This is a genomic window from Spirochaetota bacterium (genome assembly GCA_038043445.1).
Classification (GTDB): domain Bacteria; phylum Spirochaetota; class Brachyspiria; order Brachyspirales; family JACRPF01; genus JBBTBY01.
Genome location: JBBTBY010000005.1, coordinates 1 through 16976, shown reverse-complemented (window position 1 = coordinate 16976; position 16976 = coordinate 1). Strand labels below are relative to the sequence as shown.

General features: G+C 55.1%; 11 protein-coding genes. 6 read left to right on the top strand and 5 right to left on the bottom strand.

Going from position 1 to position 16976, the window contains the following annotated elements:
- Positions 1-36 precede the first annotated feature (36 nt).
- From AABZ39_00715 to AABZ39_00705, 3 genes are all read left to right on the top strand, one after another.
- Positions 37-936, top strand: a complete 900-nt coding sequence (locus AABZ39_00715; protein MEK6793268.1) for a nucleoside hydrolase — start codon at positions 37-39, stop codon at positions 934-936.
- Between the two features lie 196 nt (positions 937-1132).
- Positions 1133-2005, top strand: a complete 873-nt coding sequence (locus AABZ39_00710) for a ribokinase (protein ID MEK6793267.1) — start codon at positions 1133-1135, stop codon at positions 2003-2005.
- Positions 2006-2092: 87 nt separating this feature from the next.
- Entirely contained in the window at positions 2093-4072 is a 1980-nt protein-coding gene (locus AABZ39_00705) for a hypothetical protein (GenBank protein ID MEK6793266.1), read from the top strand.
- Positions 4073-4096: 24 nt separating this feature from the next.
- Here the strand turns inward: AABZ39_00705 and AABZ39_00700 are convergent, their stop codons facing one another.
- The 4 genes from AABZ39_00700 to AABZ39_00685 all read right to left on the bottom strand — a co-directional run bounded on the left by AABZ39_00700 (position 4097) and on the right by AABZ39_00685 (position 11277).
- Positions 4097-7306 carry a hypothetical protein gene (locus AABZ39_00700; protein ID MEK6793265.1) on the bottom strand — a complete coding sequence of 1070 codons (3210 nt, stop codon included), beginning with the start codon at positions 7304-7306 and terminating at the stop codon, positions 4097-4099.
- Positions 7303-8412, bottom strand: coding sequence for a substrate-binding domain-containing protein (locus AABZ39_00695; GenBank protein MEK6793264.1), 1110 nt, complete (start codon positions 8410-8412; stop codon positions 7303-7305). The genes AABZ39_00700 and AABZ39_00695 overlap by 4 nt, the downstream gene beginning before the upstream one ends.
- A 31-nt stretch (positions 8413-8443) precedes the next feature.
- Positions 8444-10450: an extracellular solute-binding protein gene (locus AABZ39_00690; GenBank protein MEK6793263.1), complete on the bottom strand. Its 2007-nt coding sequence runs from the start codon at positions 10448-10450 to the stop codon at positions 8444-8446.
- A 110-nt stretch (positions 10451-10560) separates the two neighbouring features.
- The gene (locus AABZ39_00685) at positions 10561-11277 is read right to left on the bottom strand and encodes an AraC family transcriptional regulator (GenBank protein MEK6793262.1); all 717 of its coding nucleotides are present in this window, start codon (positions 11275-11277) and stop codon (positions 10561-10563) included.
- Between the two features lie 175 nt (positions 11278-11452).
- Here AABZ39_00685 and AABZ39_00680 point away from each other — a divergent pair, with 175 nt between their 5' ends.
- Positions 11453-12865, top strand: a complete 1413-nt coding sequence (locus tag AABZ39_00680) for a LamG-like jellyroll fold domain-containing protein (GenBank protein ID MEK6793261.1) — start codon at positions 11453-11455, stop codon at positions 12863-12865.
- Positions 12866-12930: 65 nt separating this feature from the next.
- Here the strand turns inward: AABZ39_00680 and AABZ39_00675 are convergent, their stop codons facing one another.
- Positions 12931-13773, bottom strand: a complete 843-nt coding sequence (locus AABZ39_00675) for an AraC family transcriptional regulator (protein MEK6793260.1) — start codon at positions 13771-13773, stop codon at positions 12931-12933.
- Between the two features lie 93 nt (positions 13774-13866).
- On the opposite strand from AABZ39_00675, the gene AABZ39_00670 reads away from it, so the two are divergent.
- Together AABZ39_00670 and AABZ39_00665 are read left to right on the top strand one after the other, a co-directional pair.
- Positions 13867-15597: a carbohydrate binding domain-containing protein gene (locus tag AABZ39_00670; protein ID MEK6793259.1), complete on the top strand. Its 1731-nt coding sequence runs from the start codon at positions 13867-13869 to the stop codon at positions 15595-15597.
- Between the two features lie 18 nt (positions 15598-15615).
- On the top strand, positions 15616-16976 hold a 1361-nt coding region (locus AABZ39_00665; protein MEK6793258.1), incomplete at its 3' end, for a sulfatase-like hydrolase/transferase.

The following is a 16976-nucleotide window of genomic DNA, read 5'->3' as shown; positions in this document are numbered from 1 at the left end:
GATGATATGAAAATACAGCGGAATGGAGTTTCACCAATGAAAAAAATACCGGTCATCCTCGACACTGACATCGGCGACGATATCGACGATTCGTGGGCTGTCGCAATGCTTCTGAACTCGCCCGAGCTTGACGTGAAACTCATTACCACCGTGCGGGGCGACCCCGAACCGCGTGCGCGCATCGTCGCGAAAATGCTCGCCGCCGCCGGGCGTACGGATATACCCGTCGGCATCGGCGTGCCGTGCGGGAAGAACACGGTGCAGATAATGCCGTGGATAGACAGTTTCGATCCGAAAGCCGCCGGCATCACCATGTATCCCGACGGTGTCAACGAGATGATCCGCGTCATTATGTCATCATCAGAAATGGTGACGTTGATCGCTATCGGGCAGGTGACGAATATCGCCGAGGCGCTGCGCCGTGAGCCACGTATCGCCGAGCGAGCGCGTATCGTGGCCATGTTCGGCTCCATTGCGAAGCATCACAAGACGAATCGCGAGGAGGGCATATTCGACGGCATCATCCCTGAATGGAACGTTAAGCAGGATGTGGCTGCGGCACAGGCGATGTTCCGCGCGTCGTGGCCCATTACGATAACCCCGCTCGATACCTGCGCTGATATCGTTCTGAGCGGTGAGCATTACAAACGCGCCGCGGCATCGACGCTGCCGGTCACACGCACCGTCATGGAGTCCTATGCGATGTGGCGTCACGGCCCGGACACCGGAAAGAGCTCGATACTGTTCGATACGGTGGCGGTCTATCTCGCATTCAGCGAAGATCTTCTCGAAATGGAAGAGATGATGCTTGCTGTGGACGATGAAGGATACACGAGAAAAAGCGACAGCGGTCGTCCGGTGCGCACTGCGATACGATGGAAGGACAGGGAGCGCTTGTCGCATGCGTTCAAGGAGCTCCTGGTGAGCCGGCTCTGAAAAGAATGGAGGCTGTCGCGAAAATACTGATCATCTGTCACGATAGGATTGCGAACAACATAACGTCATCAGCATCGCTGAGAACAAGGGGGCATGGTTCCCGAGCGGAGTCGAGGGATGTCCCCTTGTTCTCTCTTTTCGCGACGATCTCGAAAGGTATGTAGCGGCAATCGCGATAACGTGCTATACTGAACATATGATACTGAACTACGGCTCCATCAATGCCGACCACGTTTATGCGGTCGATCATTTCGTTCGCCCCGGGGAGACGATAGCGAGCGCTTCGCTTACTACTACGCTCGGCGGCAAGGGTGCGAATCAGAGCATTGCCCTCGCGCGTGCCGGGACGACTGTCGCTCACGCCGGCAGTATAGGGCGCGATGGGGAATGGCTTCGGAACATACTGGCAAAGGAAAGTATCGACCTTCGTTTTCTGGGAACTTCAGAGTGTCCGAGCGGCCATGCGGTAATACAGGTCAGTGCCAAGGGAGAGAATGCGATAATCCTTTTCCCCGGCGCCAATTTCGATAATACGCCTGCGGCCATGGATACTGCGCTCGCTGCCGCGGACGGTGTCGTCCTCCTGCAGAATGAGGTGAACGATATTCCGCTTCTCATGCAGAAAGCCGCGGCGATTGAGCGCCGCATATGGTTCAACGCCGCGCCGTACACGCCCGCGGTGCGCGATTATCCGCTTCATCTAGTCGATACGCTCATTGTCAATGAGACGGAGGCTGAGGGAATTTCCGGTGTGTCCGGCCCCGATGCGGTCATTGAAGGTCTTCTCTCACGATACGAAGGGCTTAATGTACTGCTTACGCTCGGTGCCGACGGTGCGATCTACGCGAACCGTCAGGGGCGCACTGCGGTATCCGCTGAGCGCGTTCCCGTCGTCGATACGACGGCCGCTGGCGATACCTTCATCGGATATTTCCTTGCCGCATCGGAAAGCGGCGCATCCGTTTCCGAATGCCTTTCACGGGCGACGATAGCCGCCGGCATATCAGTTGGACGCAAAGGCGCATCCGATTCAATACCGTTCAAGCGCGAAGTAGACGCGTTGCTCTAGCGCCGTCGGCTGCATCCGCTGGTAAATATTCCCGCGCATTGTATACTATGACCGAAGGATCGATATATTTTCGTCTGGAGGATATCCATGCGGGCAATACGGATCATGGTGTTTGCGATCTTCTGCATGGCGATCGCCGTGCCGCAGGAAAAAACCGTTATACTTGAGAATGGCGATGTCATTCACGGTCTGGTGAAAGAGACCGAGTCGACCGTGCGTATCAAGACGAAGCATATGGGTGTCGTCGAGGTGCAGAAGTCCGCCGTCAAGAAAATAAACGATACTGAATCGAATGCGGCACTCGCTGATGAACGGGATATCACTGCAGGCGGCATGGGCGTGTCGACCCCCGGCGAGAACAAGATAGCCATCAATGACTTTAAGGTAAGCTCCGATAATCCCGAGCATAAATATATCGGTAAAGGTTTCTCCGAGCTCATCGCCTTTGAAGTGAAAAAATCGCCCCGTGTGCGGCTTGTCGAACGCGAGAAGCGCTCCGAGCTCTTCAAGGAGATGGAACTATCGCTTACCGGCGCTGTCGATGAAAAGGATTCCGTCAAGGCGGGGAAGATACTCGCCTGCGATTTCATCGTCTTCGGGGATATCGTAAGCATGCCGGGCTCGCTCATCGTGAGCCTTCGCATGACGAAGGTGGAAACGGGCGAGGTCGTCTGGCGTAAGCAGATAACCGAGCCGGGAAAGAACTACCCGTACATAAGCGCTTTCTTCGCGAAGGACATTCTCACGACGTTGAAGCTCGGTGTCGATCGCTCCATCAATGATGCGCTCGCATCGAAGACGGCGATGAACGAGGATGCGGTCGTAAAGCTGTCGAAAGGTATCGATGCGTACGATAACAAGGATATGTCGAAGGCAAAAGCCGAACTGTATGCGGCGAAACAGCTCGATCCGAACAACAAGGTCGTGCAGGCGTTCCTCAATAAGCTTTCCGGGGCCACATCGAAATTCAAGGTCGTTCCCGAACGTTATACCACGATGGTGAACCCGGCGTATCTCGGTGCGGCGAAGCAGGATAGGATATACGCATCCCTGTCGATCCAGAACTTTCCGATCATGATCGTGCCGGACAATGCATTCATGGCATGGGTGCAGCAGCCGTCGGGTCCCTTGACTGGGAACGGGTACGGTGCGCTGGAGATGGGAGGTCAAGGCATTATCGGATACAGCATTCCTGTGACAAAAGGATGGGGGCTGACGCTTGAGTATAATTTCAGCGGCTTCAGCGACCCGATCACCGGCGGGCTCATACCGAAGAACCCCGGGAACCCGAATTTCATGAACTATAGTACCTTTCAGAACAACGGTGGTTCCTATCATCGCGGCATGCTCGCTTCGGGATTCTCTTTAGGTGAGTGTGTGGGTTTCGGCGCGGGCATTGCCATTGCGTACCGAGAAATTGGGATCTATGATTCATCCCCGAATTGGACAAATGGGACGCATGTATTCATGGCAAAGGGCAGTGCTATCGGAAAGGACAGGAAGGACCCTGCGCAGGCGAATTACGATTTCGACCAGAAAATCGTCTGGGGTGCCGAGTTCGGGATCTTGATCAAGGACCCGTCCGATTCGGTTATGTTCGATACGCTTGTCAGTTACTATATGGATAATGCCTGGTATTATGATACAACGGTCTCGAATTTCATCAGTTACCGGACGCCGATATTCATCGAGAATACGATAACGTTCGCGCTCAACGAGAAGCGGACGTTCATCGTCGGCAAGCAGATGAACGAGATCTACTACGATCATGGCATGTACATGGGCAAGCTCATGCCGGCGATCGAACACTGGTTATTCGATTGGCTCTCCGTGCGCGCCGGGATCGAAGGCACGATGATAATCTTCTCAGGAAAACCGCCCGTCTACGGTCTTGGCGGGCTTGCCGGTATAACGCCGCGGATCAAGCTCGGCAACGCGAATCTTGACATCGATATCAATTACACCTACCGTCAGCGGCCTTCGCGCGCAGTGAAAGACCTTGTGGTGAACGAGCACCTGGCGTTCGTAACGTTCTCGCTGAGCGGGCTTTTCGTCAATCGCGACTGAGCAGGGCAGGCAAGGTGCTGACGATCATTTTGTCAGCATCGTTTCAAGTGCCGATGCGTTACCCTTCGCAGAGACATACATGACGGCAGGTCCGATGCGCACCCCCTGCCGCCAGGTGTTCCCGAAAATATCATAACAGCGTATGTCATCCCGTGCCGGCGGTATGTACTCTTCGCGCTCAGATGTCCACGTTGAGATGACAGCGGCCGATCGCCCGTCACCGTCGAAGAGGTATGCGTATACGCCGCGAGCGAGCGTTACGGTCTTTACGAAGCGCATGTCCTCGATGAGCCAGGTGAACGTGTTCGCAGCAACGCCGGCGGGGTGCATGGTGCCGTCCTCGTTCACAAGGAAACGGTATGCATTGCCGCGATAGAAGTGATTGAAGCAATGCATGGAATAGAGGAACATGCGCTGGACGTCGTTGACGAGCAAAGAAGTCATGTATCGTATGAGCATGTTCGCGGTTCGCATGCAGTCCTCATTGTCCTCTACCGGAAGGGTATGTTTATACAGGCCGCCGCCGATGGAGCTCATTATCGATGATCCCTCGCTCATAATGACGGGTTTCTGATGTCGGCCGTCAGTCCTGAACACATCGAGCGATTCCGCGCCGCCTTTTTCCACGCCGTCGCTTGGGAAGCCGTTCACTGTTGTGATATAGTGATGGTATGAGACGGCATCGCAGTAGGCGAGCCCGCCGGCGTCACTCACCCCGCGGCTCCATACCGGGCCATTGAATCGGCGCTGCGTCGATGCGGGGTCTTCGGTATTATTCGCCGTCGTATTGACGCCGACAACGGTTATGGAAGGGTCGACCTTCTTTGCCGCAGCGTATGCTGCCGCCATGAGCTTCACGTAGTCGGCCTGGGCGTTCTTGCTGGTGATATATCCGTCACGCTCGCCTTTCGCGGTATCGAAGCCGACGCCCCACCATGCGTGTATCCACGGCTCGTTCCACACTTCATATGTATCGATGATGCCGCGGTATCGTTCGCTTACAACGCGCACATAGTTCGCATAATCGTTCAGATCGCGCGGCTGATAGAAGCGGTCAAAGTATTCCGACTGGGGCTTTATGTCCCTGCCGTAGCTCGCCCATCGCGGGGCTGTCGAGTATTCACCCATCACCTTCATGCTGTGCGTTCGATAGCGCTGTATATCCGCATCGCTGAACATCCATGTCCCTTTCTGCGGTTCCAGATGGTACCAGCCGATATAGTTGAGACCGGCATCGTGCAGGCGCGTCCAATTGAATCCCATCGCCTTTGCCATGAGTATATGACGAGTCGTTGCGATGGTGTGTATGCCGAAGGGTGAGCGCGGAGCGTCCGCTTTCCAATAGCGCGGTGTACGCATGCGGTGCAGTACGATCTCGGCGAATGGGCTTATGCGTTTTCCGCCGGCGTCAGCGACCCATGTTTCTATCCTCTGCGACCCGTATACGTTCCTGCCGGGAGGGATGCTGATGTTCCCATTCTGCATCGTTTTACCGGAGAGCGCTACCCTGGAAAGACCGCTCTCTTCGCGGTAGACATTGATAGTCCTTGCGTGCAGGAATGAACCTGCCGGTGCCCCGGTGACGCAATAATCCGCGGTGGGCGGACCGTCGAAGAAGATGTTATTATACTGAGGCGATGCCAGCGACACCTCGGCAGTCGATTGCGGCGCATATGGCCGCGGTGTCTCTCCGCGCTCGACCTGCATGGCATCAATGCGAAGGGAACCGCTCCAGGACAGCATGAGCGCATGGCCGCGGCTGTTGGGGATCGGTTTGAAAGGAACGGCAACGCGCGTCCATGCGCCTGTCCGCGTCTCAGCGTCGTTGAGCATATCGGTGCCGTTAAGCGGCGCGCTTGCATTCGCGGCCCTGATCGCTTCGTCGGGGACCATCGTTCGGCGCAGATCCATGCAGCGTATATTCGCTATCTCCACTTCCTGGCGGTTCGCCCCGAGCTGAAATGTCACGCGGCATTTTCCTGCTTCGTATGGTATCGGTGCGGAGCCTGCGAACACGAAGCGCTTCCATTCTGTTTCGGGCCTGAATTTCTGCGACAGCACGGAGCGATAGGGTGCGCTGCTCTGTTCGATCTTGATGTAATTATTATCAGCACCGGAACTGTCGGCGGATAGCGCTCGGGCATTGAAGACGATAAGAACAGTATCTCCAAGTGCGATGTCGTATCGCGATACCGCATCAAGCCGAACGTCCCACGGGTTCGCCCCTGCTTTGGGGATACTGATACGGTATCCGCGTGAATTGTCGGGGAGCGATATATTCGTCACTGCTGCGGATGCCCCCGAGAACGTGAAAACGTCCGAAGGAACATCGCCGAGATCGAATGTCTTCGTCGCGAGCGTTTTCCCCTCGCCGAGTACGGCAAGTGATCCTTTCCCGCGTCCGTTCACATACATGCTCGCGATGTGTGTTCCGCTCAGCGGCACGAAGAACGGTTCGCTGTAGAGCTGCGATGTGGCGCCGGGATTCTCGAGTGTAAGCGGCGGATATCCGCTCGGCCCTTTCTCCGACGTGTCCGCGGCAATGACGATATCATCGCCGTCGGAGCGGTTACGGTCAAGCATCCAGCCGCTCTGTAATCCGAGGGGAAGCCGTGTTGTCCGGAGCAGATTCCCGTTCTCAGCATAGGGGTAGCGCAGACGGAATCGCTTATCCATTGATGCTTCATCGCTTTCTTCCAGGACGAATGAGGCGATATCGATCTCGCCCCTGTCCTCGATGAGCGCGTACAGAGCCGTCGGCTGCGTATGGGCCGGGAGCGTGCATTCGAACAGATGTTCCCTGAATTCACGGGTAAGCGAGAATCGGGCGAGTGCAAGGAATTTGTATTTCGGACCAGTTTCCCGAACACCGACAGTGAGCGTGAGGAGGTCGGCGGAACGGGCACGGACGCGAAGGCGCCAGATGCCGTTCTTCTGCGGGATATCGTGGGTGAATTGACATTTGCCGTCAACGATATTCGTCACGGAGATGCGGAGGGAATTTTCGCCGCGCTCCGATACGACGGTATAGTTCACCCAGGTCTTTGCCCAAGCGGAATCCTCCCGCCATCCGTCGGGCAGTACGCCGCTCACGCGGTCATTGCCTTTCAGCGGCACGGATGCAGATCCGAACGCTGTCGTGAATACCGGCGTATAACCGGCATCGAGCTCATCGTCCGCGCCGGTCAACGCGGCAAAAGAGAATAGCATGACGAGAAGGTGTTTTCGCATCATCGAACTCCTGATAGTGATCGTACGGTATCGCCGTGAACAAGTGTCGGTGTCAATACGATATGTTCGGGGGCATAGGCATCGTATGGCGAAGCGATGCGCCGAAAGAGAAGCCGTGCGGCATGACGGCCCATCTCTTCCTTGTGCGGGTCCATGGTCGATAGTCTCGGTGTCGGCAGCGAACGCGCATTGTCGAACCCGACGATAGAGATGTCATCGGGCACCGATATGTTCTGCATTCGGCAGTACGCAATGAGCCAATGAGCATAGAGATCGTTATAACAGAAAAAAGCCGTTATCGTCTGCGATGCGATGAGATCGCGAAGCGATGCATCTGCAAGGGACAGGTCGTCCTCGGAGCGCTGGATATCGAATTCGTTCGGTGCCGTTATGCCGTGCGCAGCGAGGGCCGCACAGTAGCCGCGGTATCGGTCCGCTTCTACCGATGAGCGCACCTGCGTCGGCTCCCTGAAAAACCCTATGCGCGTATGCCCGTTCTCGATGAGGTGCTCGACCGCCCGGCGCGCACCGGTGATATTGTCGACGGTGATGCTGTCGGTGTTCACTTCCGCAAGGTCGCTGTCGATGAACACTATCGGCACACCCTGCGATATCGTATGCATGAATGGCGTTGTATCGGAAAATCCGTCCGGGATGCGCATGATGATGCCGGCGGTCCTGCTCAACCCGCCCAGTTCGGCGATGATCGGCGATACATCGCGGTAGCCCCATCCGGAAGTCTGGAATATGATACGGAGATTGCGCTTGTCAGCCTCCGCTTCGATGACCCCGAGGACCTCGTCATAATAGTAGCCGAACGCATTGACAATGACCGCAATGTTGTCCTTCGGGATGAGATATCGTGAACAGAGATCGATAGCGTTGATGAAGACGCCTCGTTTTTCCGAGGTTATCAGTACGCCTTCGCCGGTAAGCTCGGCGACGATGCGCATGATCGTCGTCGGGCTTACGCGGTACTTTTTTGCAAGGACCCGCACTGACGGGATCTTATCGCCGTTGCCCTTTTTCGCTCGAATGATCTCGTTCTGAACTATCTCTCGCTTAACGCTTGAGACGGTGGTGATGAAGCTGGTGCTTTCAATGTTCATCGCGTTCTCAGCCCCCGCCATGTGCCGGTGCTCAGCGCATCCCGAGCCGTGCGCGCGCGATGGCGCTGTAGTCGAAAGCGGGCGATACCGTATTCTTCGCGGCCACACGGGTAAGGAGCGATCGCTCATAGCTTACATCGACCTCGCGGTTGAGCCGGAGGAGCACGTATCGGTATTTTGCCGAATATTCGGCGCGCTTCTGCTCATTGGTCGCTGCGAACGATTTTACCCGGAGCATGGTCGCGAGCTTTTCATCGTTCACGATGCTTCGCCGCCAGTTCTTGTTCACGGTGATATAATCGTTGTACCCGCGTTCAAGGTAGTACGGGATGAAATCCCTGCACATGTCATCATAGGAGAGCTGACCTACCTGGTACATCGCATACACCTGCTGCCATTTTATTATCGACTCGCCGCCGAGATTGATGTTCCATCCGCCCATAACACCATCGGTGTGCGGCTGAAAGAATTTGAGAACGCCGGATGTGGCGGCTCCGCGTATCGACGGTATCCAGCCGATCAGTTCATTGAGCTTGTAATTGTTCTCTTTCGATGCCATGAACAGAAGAAAGTCTATGGCGTAGCGTTTGCGTTCTGACGCGCTTTCCGGCGTGGGGCAGCCGAATGGGAAACCCATGGACGGGTCCTCGAATGACGGGCCGACGAAATCCCTGTATAGATCGGGGCTGTTCCTGTCCGGGTAGGGGAAATCCATCACGCCGACGGCAAAGCCGTTGTCTTTCGCCTGTTCCGCGAGCGTAAGCGCGTCCCAAGTCCCGGTGACGATGAACACCGAACGGCCCTGCACGAACATGAGCACCGCATCGTCGCGCTTGAGCCCGGTGAATCCCTGCATGGAATTACTCGACATCTGTGCCACAAGCGTGAATCGCGAGCGGTAGGGGGAGTAGTTCATATCGATGAGCCCGGTCTTGAAACCGATGTACTGTTCAACAGCGCTGACGGTACAGTCATGATTGAAATCGATCCTGTCGCGGGCCTTTGATGTGATGACGTTGAAGAACGATCCTTCAAGCATTCCCATGTGATAGCTCGAATTCGCTATCGGAACATACGGCGTCACCGTCATTTCGTACGCGGCGAGTTTTTTCTGTGCGTCGGCGTTGATGCGTTCCGCACGGGCCGTCTTCGATGCCGCACTGCTCCGCGCTTTCAATTCGCTGAGATGTGCGGCTGCATTGGAAGCGGCCTTGCGGAGCCGCGCGAGATCTTCCGCGGTCTTTTTGTTCATATATTTATGCTTTTTTATCGTATCGCATATCACAAGGAATTCCTGCCACGATGTCGGGGCGTTCGTACTGCCGGTCAATTTCAACAGCAGGTCTTTGTTGTAGTAGATGCGTACCATATGCATTGAAAGGCCGATGGTCATATATTCCTGAACGTCCGGGACATAGCAGTTCTTGAAGCCGTCCTTCGCCGTATCGCGGAGGGCCATCCCTTCGAATTCATTGCCTTTGTTGTATGGATTGGGGCTCATCATCTGGTCGGTGAGCGGCGTGAAGTACCTCATGTAGTAACCGATGAGGAGATTATACGGCACGCCGAGCGCGCACTCGATGAGGTCGGGCGCCGTGCCCCCGAGCATCTGGGTGATGAACCATTGACCGTACGTTGATTCAGGGACGGTGTTTTGTAGTATCTTCACGTTCGGATGGAGTTTCTGATATTCCTTTATCATGTAATTGATGCCCTCGCGGCAGCCGGGTTCAAGCTGCCAGTGGGCTAAGCGGACAGTGATCGTGCTTGCAAGCGCACTTTTCGGGAGCTTTATTTTCATGCCGACGGTTATTCTGTCATTGGCCTGCACATCGGGATAATTCTCGCTGCAGATCGTATCGACCGATACGTGATATGACTTGGCTATCGACTCGAGCGTTTCGCCCGTCTTGACGATGTGAAATGCATCTTCATCGATGCGTTGATTAAGAAAGACCGCGATAGCAGCAACGATAAAGGCAGCACAGATGGCGATGACGCCGAAGTATTTCCCGAACATCCCGAATATGTTTTTCATACACTGATCTCCCCGCCTTCCAGCGTTGTTACAATGTGCTTAACTGTACCAAGCAGCAGTACAGATAGTATAATGCCATACTGCGCTCCTGTCAAGGAATGATATGGACATTATTTCCGATAGTACCCGGGGCTATATCCTATTTTTTGCTTGAATATCCTGGAAAAATGATATCTATCAAAAAACCCAAGACGATTCGCAATGACATCGATGGGAATATCCGTTGTCGTGAGCAGCGTCGCCGCTTCGCGCAGCCGGAGATTGATGAGGTATTGCCTCGGCGAAACGCCTCGCGCCTTTTTGAATCGTGCGAACATCCGTGTCGGCGATATCGGCAGTGTCGAGAGCGAGCGGCGAATATTGAAATTCGGCGCATGAATATGTTCAATGATGATGTCTTCGAACCGAGATACCGCTTCATCGTCGACAACGGCGCACCGGTTGAGTAACTGTATCGATTGCATACAGGCAAGGATCGACTCGCATGACTCTCTCCAGCCGCGATGCTTTCGGTGGAATTCCCTGTAGAGCAGATGCGCCATCCCCGTTATGGTGCCGTTATCGTGTGCATGTACAAGATTGTGCACCCCCGGAAAATCGCGGGCGCCTATCACATAACATCCGTACGCGCCGCGCAGACGGTCGGCATGCCGATACTTTGGCGGAAAGGCGATGATAGTGCGCGGTTTTAGCGGATACTCCGTTTCTTCGGCAACGGTTATCCCACTTCCCTTAAGGACGATTACCGTTTCCCAATACGCATGCCCATGGGGTGGATTGTCCTCTGCGATGAAAGGGTAATATGAAATGTGAATAAAATTACTCATCGCTGGTCAGTATACACGGCAACATTTCGCTGTCAATGAACGGTACGATTATACATTTATTCTGTACCATTATACATTGACGGCTCTGTTGTTCTATAATACAGTAATATGGCAATTGTTCCGGGGCGGACAGCATTGCTTTGGCTTGAAACATTGCTTTGTGCGGAGGAGATCGATGATAAAATTCGTTCTGTTAGGTGCGATCGTATGGGCGGCGGCAGCGTATCCCCGCGAGGGCGTAAAACCCATCGCATGGTGGTCGTTCGAGGAAGGGGGCGGCTCTTCGATACGGGATTCGATCGGTGGGATGGAGGGTGTGCTCAAGGGCGCCGAGTTCGTTCCCGGAAAAAAAGGCGGATGCCTTTCCTTCAATGGATCGACGTCGGCGGAGGTGCCTTCGTCTGAAAAGTTCAATCTCGGAGACGCATGTACCATCGAGTTGCTTGTGAAACTACCGGGTACCAACGGGCAATGGCAAAACCTGGCGTCCAAATGGGGGAAAACTCGAGGCATCGGACTCTACGTCCATATGCGCAACGGCACCACCGGATTCAGCGCAACATTCTCTGGTGCGAAGGAGGCGTTCAACCAGGTGAACGGGAAAATGTCCGTAGTTGACGGAGCATGGCATCACCTTGTCGCGGCATTCGACGGACGGACGAAAATCGTCCGCATGTTCGTCGACGGCGTTCCGTGCGGAAATCAGGAAATGCCTTCGGGCGAAATTGTTGTCAACGAAGCCCCGCTTGTATTCGGTACCGGGGTGACCGGTTTCATCGACGAAGTCAAAATATACGATCGCGCGCTTACCACGGAAGAAGTGACTGCCGCTGCCGAAGACGCGGGGCTTTCATCGGCGATCAAGGTGAAAGGAAGCCGACGAAGCGGGCCGCCATCCGATGATTATCAACTGGTCTGGCAGGACGAGTTCAACGGCACCGCATTGGATATGTCGAAATGGATGTTCCGCGTAGAGGGGCCGCGCCTTCGCGGATTCGCGACAAACACCATGGTCCGGCTTGACGGGAGTGGGAATGCGGTGCTGTCGGTAAAGCGCGACGGCGATAAAATACTCATCGCTCATGTAGCGTCACAGAACAAGTTCGAAACGGTATATGGCTATTTCGAATGCAGCGTGCGATACGAGAATTCACATGGCGCACATTGGTCGGCGTTCTGGCTGCAGTCCCCAACGACGGGAAAGTTCATCGGCGACCCCGGACGTTCCGGAGTGGAAGTGGACATCTACGAATGCTGGGATCCGGAAATGGGCATCACGACGCACAATATACACTGGGACGGTTACGGCAAGGATCACAAATTCCTGGGTTCGCAGACTCGTTACATTCCCGATCTTATGAACGGATACCACACGGTCGGACTCGAATGGACTCCGACGGAGTGGACTTTTTTTCTTGACGGGGTGAAAAGCTATACCACCGCAACGGCGCTATCGCACACGAACGAATTCATCATACTGGCCACGGAAGTCAGCGACGCGCAGGTGAAGATCATCGAGCGGATTTCCGACTTCAGTTATAATGTTTACTTCGATTACGTACGGGTGTACAAGAGGAAAACGAAGTAGACGACGTCCGGACGGTGCCGTCTTGACGATAAATATAAAATCGCATGGTATCGATCACGCATCAGCTATTTTTGATCGGCATGATGCGCGCGGCAGGCGGATGGCGGCACGCCGAAGTTTGATTTGAACTGCTTTGAGAAAACGTACTGATCGGTGTAGTGAAGCGTTCTGGCTACCGAAGCGATACTCTCCTCGGTCTGCTCGATGAGATAGCGCGCATAGCGCATGCGTGCGTTCATGGCATATGCTTTCGGTGAGGTGCCGAACTGCCGCAGGAAAGAGCGGGTGAACCGCTTCCTTGAGCATCCAGCTTTCTTCGCCAATGCGGCGATAGATATGCGCTCAGCAGGATTCCTATCGATGTAGCGCTTTGCAGTGAGAATTGCTTTTCCGGCGTCCTCGGACGTGAATGCATCGCGGGTTATCATCGATATAAGTATGTGCATGAGCGTGCCGGCCATGCCCGCAGCATGCTCCGAGGTGCGCGCATTGACGAAATTCGTGTGTATCGACTCAAAAAGCTCCTGATAGGCGAATCGCCGCGTCGGTGTGAATACGACGGGCGGCAGCCGTGCCGGGAATCTGTTCTTGCCGGTTCTGTCCAGGAGCGTGAAGCGAATGGGTATTATCGATGGGCGGTGTTTTAGATCAGGATACGCGCTGTAGGGTGTATGCGGGAATATCAGTATCACCTTACCCGGCGTGAGGGCTATTACCTTCCCGCCGGCAATATATCTGCCGTTCCCGCTCCGAACGAAAAGGATATGCCCTTCATCGACAACACGATCGATTATGAGCCAATCCTTCGGGACCGTGAGGTCATAGGCGTGGGTGACCGCGAAGTATGCCTTGGATGGGACGGGAGCGAGCGCGGCAAGGAGCCGTTCTTTGATGTCCTTTTTTGACATCATCCTTCCTTTTTGCTATTTACATTTTACCCGGACTGGGACATTATAGACGGAGTATTGCGCATTGCAAGATGCTTCGATGGAGATATCATCATGCGAATTCAGGTGCTTGCTGCTTTTGCCGTTACCGCCATGCTTGGTGCGAACACGGAGCTTCTACGCAACGGCGGTTTCGAGTCCGAGGGGTTCTCCGATAAAGGCTGGGCGAATGGCTGGAACGACAACTGCCTTCATTGGGCGAAACTCTCGCTCACGTATTCCGACGATACCGAAACGCCGCGCTCGGGCAGCCATGCGCAGAAGATGGATTGCACGGAATTCCGTTCGGGTGCCGTGCAGATGCTCAACGGTACCAATATAAACGTCGTAAAGGGACAACGGTATCGGATGTCATTCTGGATGAAGGGGACCGATGGGCTTTCTGCCGAGGTGCGTGTGTTCAGAACAAAGGCTCCCTATACGGTGTATCTGAGCAAGACCGTACAGGTGACCGACGCATGGCGTGAGTACAAACATGAGGAAACTGCGAACGATAATGATCCGAATGCAATGCTCGTCATACGCTTTACCAGTAAGGGATTGCTTTTCGTCGATGATATCAGCATGACGACGGTCGAGGGCACGGGTGCGGAAGGCATAGTGCTATCGCCGCCGAAGACAGCCATACCGCCGCAATTGTTCGGGATGCACATACACGGTCATTGGCCGTCGACATCGACTGAATTCCCCGATATCCCGTTCAAAGCGATACGCCTCTGGGATTCGCGGACGATGTGGCCGTATCTTGAGCCGACGAAAGGGAATTGGGATTTCAAGAAGCTTGATTGGTATGTGGAAGCGGCAAGAAAGCATGGGGCGGAGGTGCTGCTCGTGCTCGGGCTGACACCGACGTGGGCGTCGTCAAAGCCGGATGAACCGTCGGCGTACAATAAAGGTGTGGCGAAAGAGACCGGATGGGCTGCGCCCCCGAAGAACATCGAGGACTGGAAGAACTACGTCCGCACGGTGGCGACGCGGTATAAGGGCGTGATACGTCATTATGAGATATGGAACGAAGTGAACCATGAAACATTCTTTTCCGGAACTCAGGATGAGATCGTCATGCTCAATCGCGAAGCGGCGGCCGTGCTCAAAGAGATAGACCCCGCGAATGTCATGGTCGCATCATCTACGGTCGGCAATACCGGGTTCATGCGGACACTTCTCGAAAAAGGTATGGCGCGGAATGCGAATGCGCTCGGGTATCATTTCTATACCTGGGATAAACCCGAGATAATGATACGCGGTGCACAGGAGATAGATGAAGCGCGATCGGCGCTTGGGGTGAAACTCCCGGTGTGGAACACCGAAGCGGGGTGGCGCATTGAATCGAAGGAAGCCGTCGCATTCAAGAAGGTGCTCGGCACGGAGAAGGATACGCTCTTCTCATACCGCGCGGCAGGCGATTTCGTAGCGCGCTGCTATATCCTGACATGGGCCCTCGGGATAGAACGGTACTATTATTATTCGATGGATAATAACGCGATGGGACTTATCGAGAAGGACGGAACATTTAAGGATACGGCGTCTGCGTATGCTTCCGCAGCGAAATGGCTTGTCGGTTCGGTGATGAGGTCCTGCGCACGCGACAAGGACGGTGTGTGGACGGTCGAGCTTGCACGCGGCGAGCGAAAAGCGCATATCGTCTGGAATGCGGACGGCGATTCATCGTTCGCACTGCCGGCGGAATGGAAAGCGTCGAAGACGGCGGGGCTCTACGGTGACGAGCATGAGTTGACCGGGGCGTCGATAATGGTCGGGCCGTCCCCCGTTCTCATCAAATAAGGAGCGCAGGAGAGCATCATGAAGAAGCCGAACGTACTTTTCATACTCACGGACGATCAGCGCTTCGATACGATACATGCGCTCGGCAACCCCCATATCCATACGCCGAATCTCGATACGCTTGCGAACGACGGCAGCGCGTTCTATCGCCATTTCTGCACGACACCGATATGTACCCCCGCTCGGGCGGAGATACTCACCGGCTGTAATACGTTCACGAATAAGGTGCCGTGGTTCGGTATGCCGATAAACCCCGAGCTCACGCTCATGCCGAAGGCGTTCCGCGATGCCGGATATCACACGATGCATTGCGGCAAATGGCATAATGACGGGCACCCGCGCGACAAGGGGTATGATGCGGTGCACTGTGCGTTCGGCACGAAGGATAATCTCAACGATTATCAGGAGCATGCCCATTACATGCGTTTCAAGGAGCCCTACGGCGAAGTGGAAGACCACGGTGATGCGCTCTTCGCTGATGCGGCGCTCTACGCTATCGACCATGCGCCAAGCGATATGCCATGGTTCTGCTATCTCGCTTTCCACGGCCCGCATGATCCGCATGTGAGCCCGGAGCCCTTTGCATCGATGTATAACGCGGCGGACATGCCGCTCTATCCGAACCATATGCCCGAGCATCCCTTCGACAACGGCGACATGGTCATACGCGACGAACTTATCGAGAACTGGCCGCGTGAGCAGGATGCGATGCGCCGCTACCGCGCACGGTATTACGGGATGATAAGTCATATCGATCATCAGATAGGGCGTGTGCTGGGACTTCTCAAAGCACGGGGCGAACTTGAGAATACCATCATCATGTTCACCGGCGATCAGGGCGTAGCCAACGGCAGTCACGGCCTTCTCGGTAAAGAGAACATGTATGATCACAGCATAGCATCGCCGTTCGTCATAAGGGGGCCGGGCATACCTGTCGGCGGGCGTTTCACCGCCATGTCACATCATGTCGATATTCTTCCGACGCTTTGCGATCTCGCCGAAATATCGCGCCCGTCATCAGCAAGCGATGGCTTTTCTCTCGTGCCTGTGCTTCGCGGCGAGAAAGAACGCGTCCGCGATGCCATTCTCTGCGAATTCTACAGCCCCGAGGAGCCCGGTGAGCCGATGCGCAATACCCAGCGATGCGTGCGCACCGAGAGATGGAAGCTTGCCTGGTATCCGCTCATCGGAAGATATCAGCTTTTCGATCTTGCGAACGATCAGTATGAACTCTGCGATCTGCTTACCGGCTGGCGAAAACGCCGGCGGGAGTTCGTGGTATCTGGCAAGGCAGGGTGGAGAAAGGATGCCTGGGCAGCGTACGATCCGCGTCCGCGATATACGCAGACAGAGATAGAACGGACGGCGAACGAGCTTCA

Coding starts and splice junctions, on each gene's coding strand:
- AABZ39_00670 (MEK6793259.1), top strand. CDS start 13,867: ATGCGAATTCAGGTGCTTGCTGCTTTTGCCGTTACCGCCATGCTTGGT.
- AABZ39_00715 (MEK6793268.1), top strand. CDS start 37: ATGAAAAAAATACCGGTCATCCTCGACACTGACATCGGCGACGATATC.
- AABZ39_00700 (MEK6793265.1), bottom strand. CDS start 7,306: ATGATGCGAAAACACCTTCTCGTCATGCTATTCTCTTTTGCCGCGTTG.
- AABZ39_00690 (MEK6793263.1), bottom strand. CDS start 10,450: ATGAAAAACATATTCGGGATGTTCGGGAAATACTTCGGCGTCATCGCC.
- AABZ39_00680 (MEK6793261.1), top strand. CDS start 11,453: ATGATAAAATTCGTTCTGTTAGGTGCGATCGTATGGGCGGCGGCAGCG.
- AABZ39_00685 (MEK6793262.1), bottom strand. CDS start 11,277: ATGAGTAATTTTATTCACATTTCATATTACCCTTTCATCGCAGAGGAC.
- AABZ39_00695 (MEK6793264.1), bottom strand. CDS start 8,412: ATGAACATTGAAAGCACCAGCTTCATCACCACCGTCTCAAGCGTTAAG.
- AABZ39_00705 (MEK6793266.1), top strand. CDS start 2,093: ATGCGGGCAATACGGATCATGGTGTTTGCGATCTTCTGCATGGCGATC.
- AABZ39_00675 (MEK6793260.1), bottom strand. CDS start 13,773: ATGTCAAAAAAGGACATCAAAGAACGGCTCCTTGCCGCGCTCGCTCCC.
- AABZ39_00710 (MEK6793267.1), top strand. CDS start 1,133: ATGATACTGAACTACGGCTCCATCAATGCCGACCACGTTTATGCGGTC.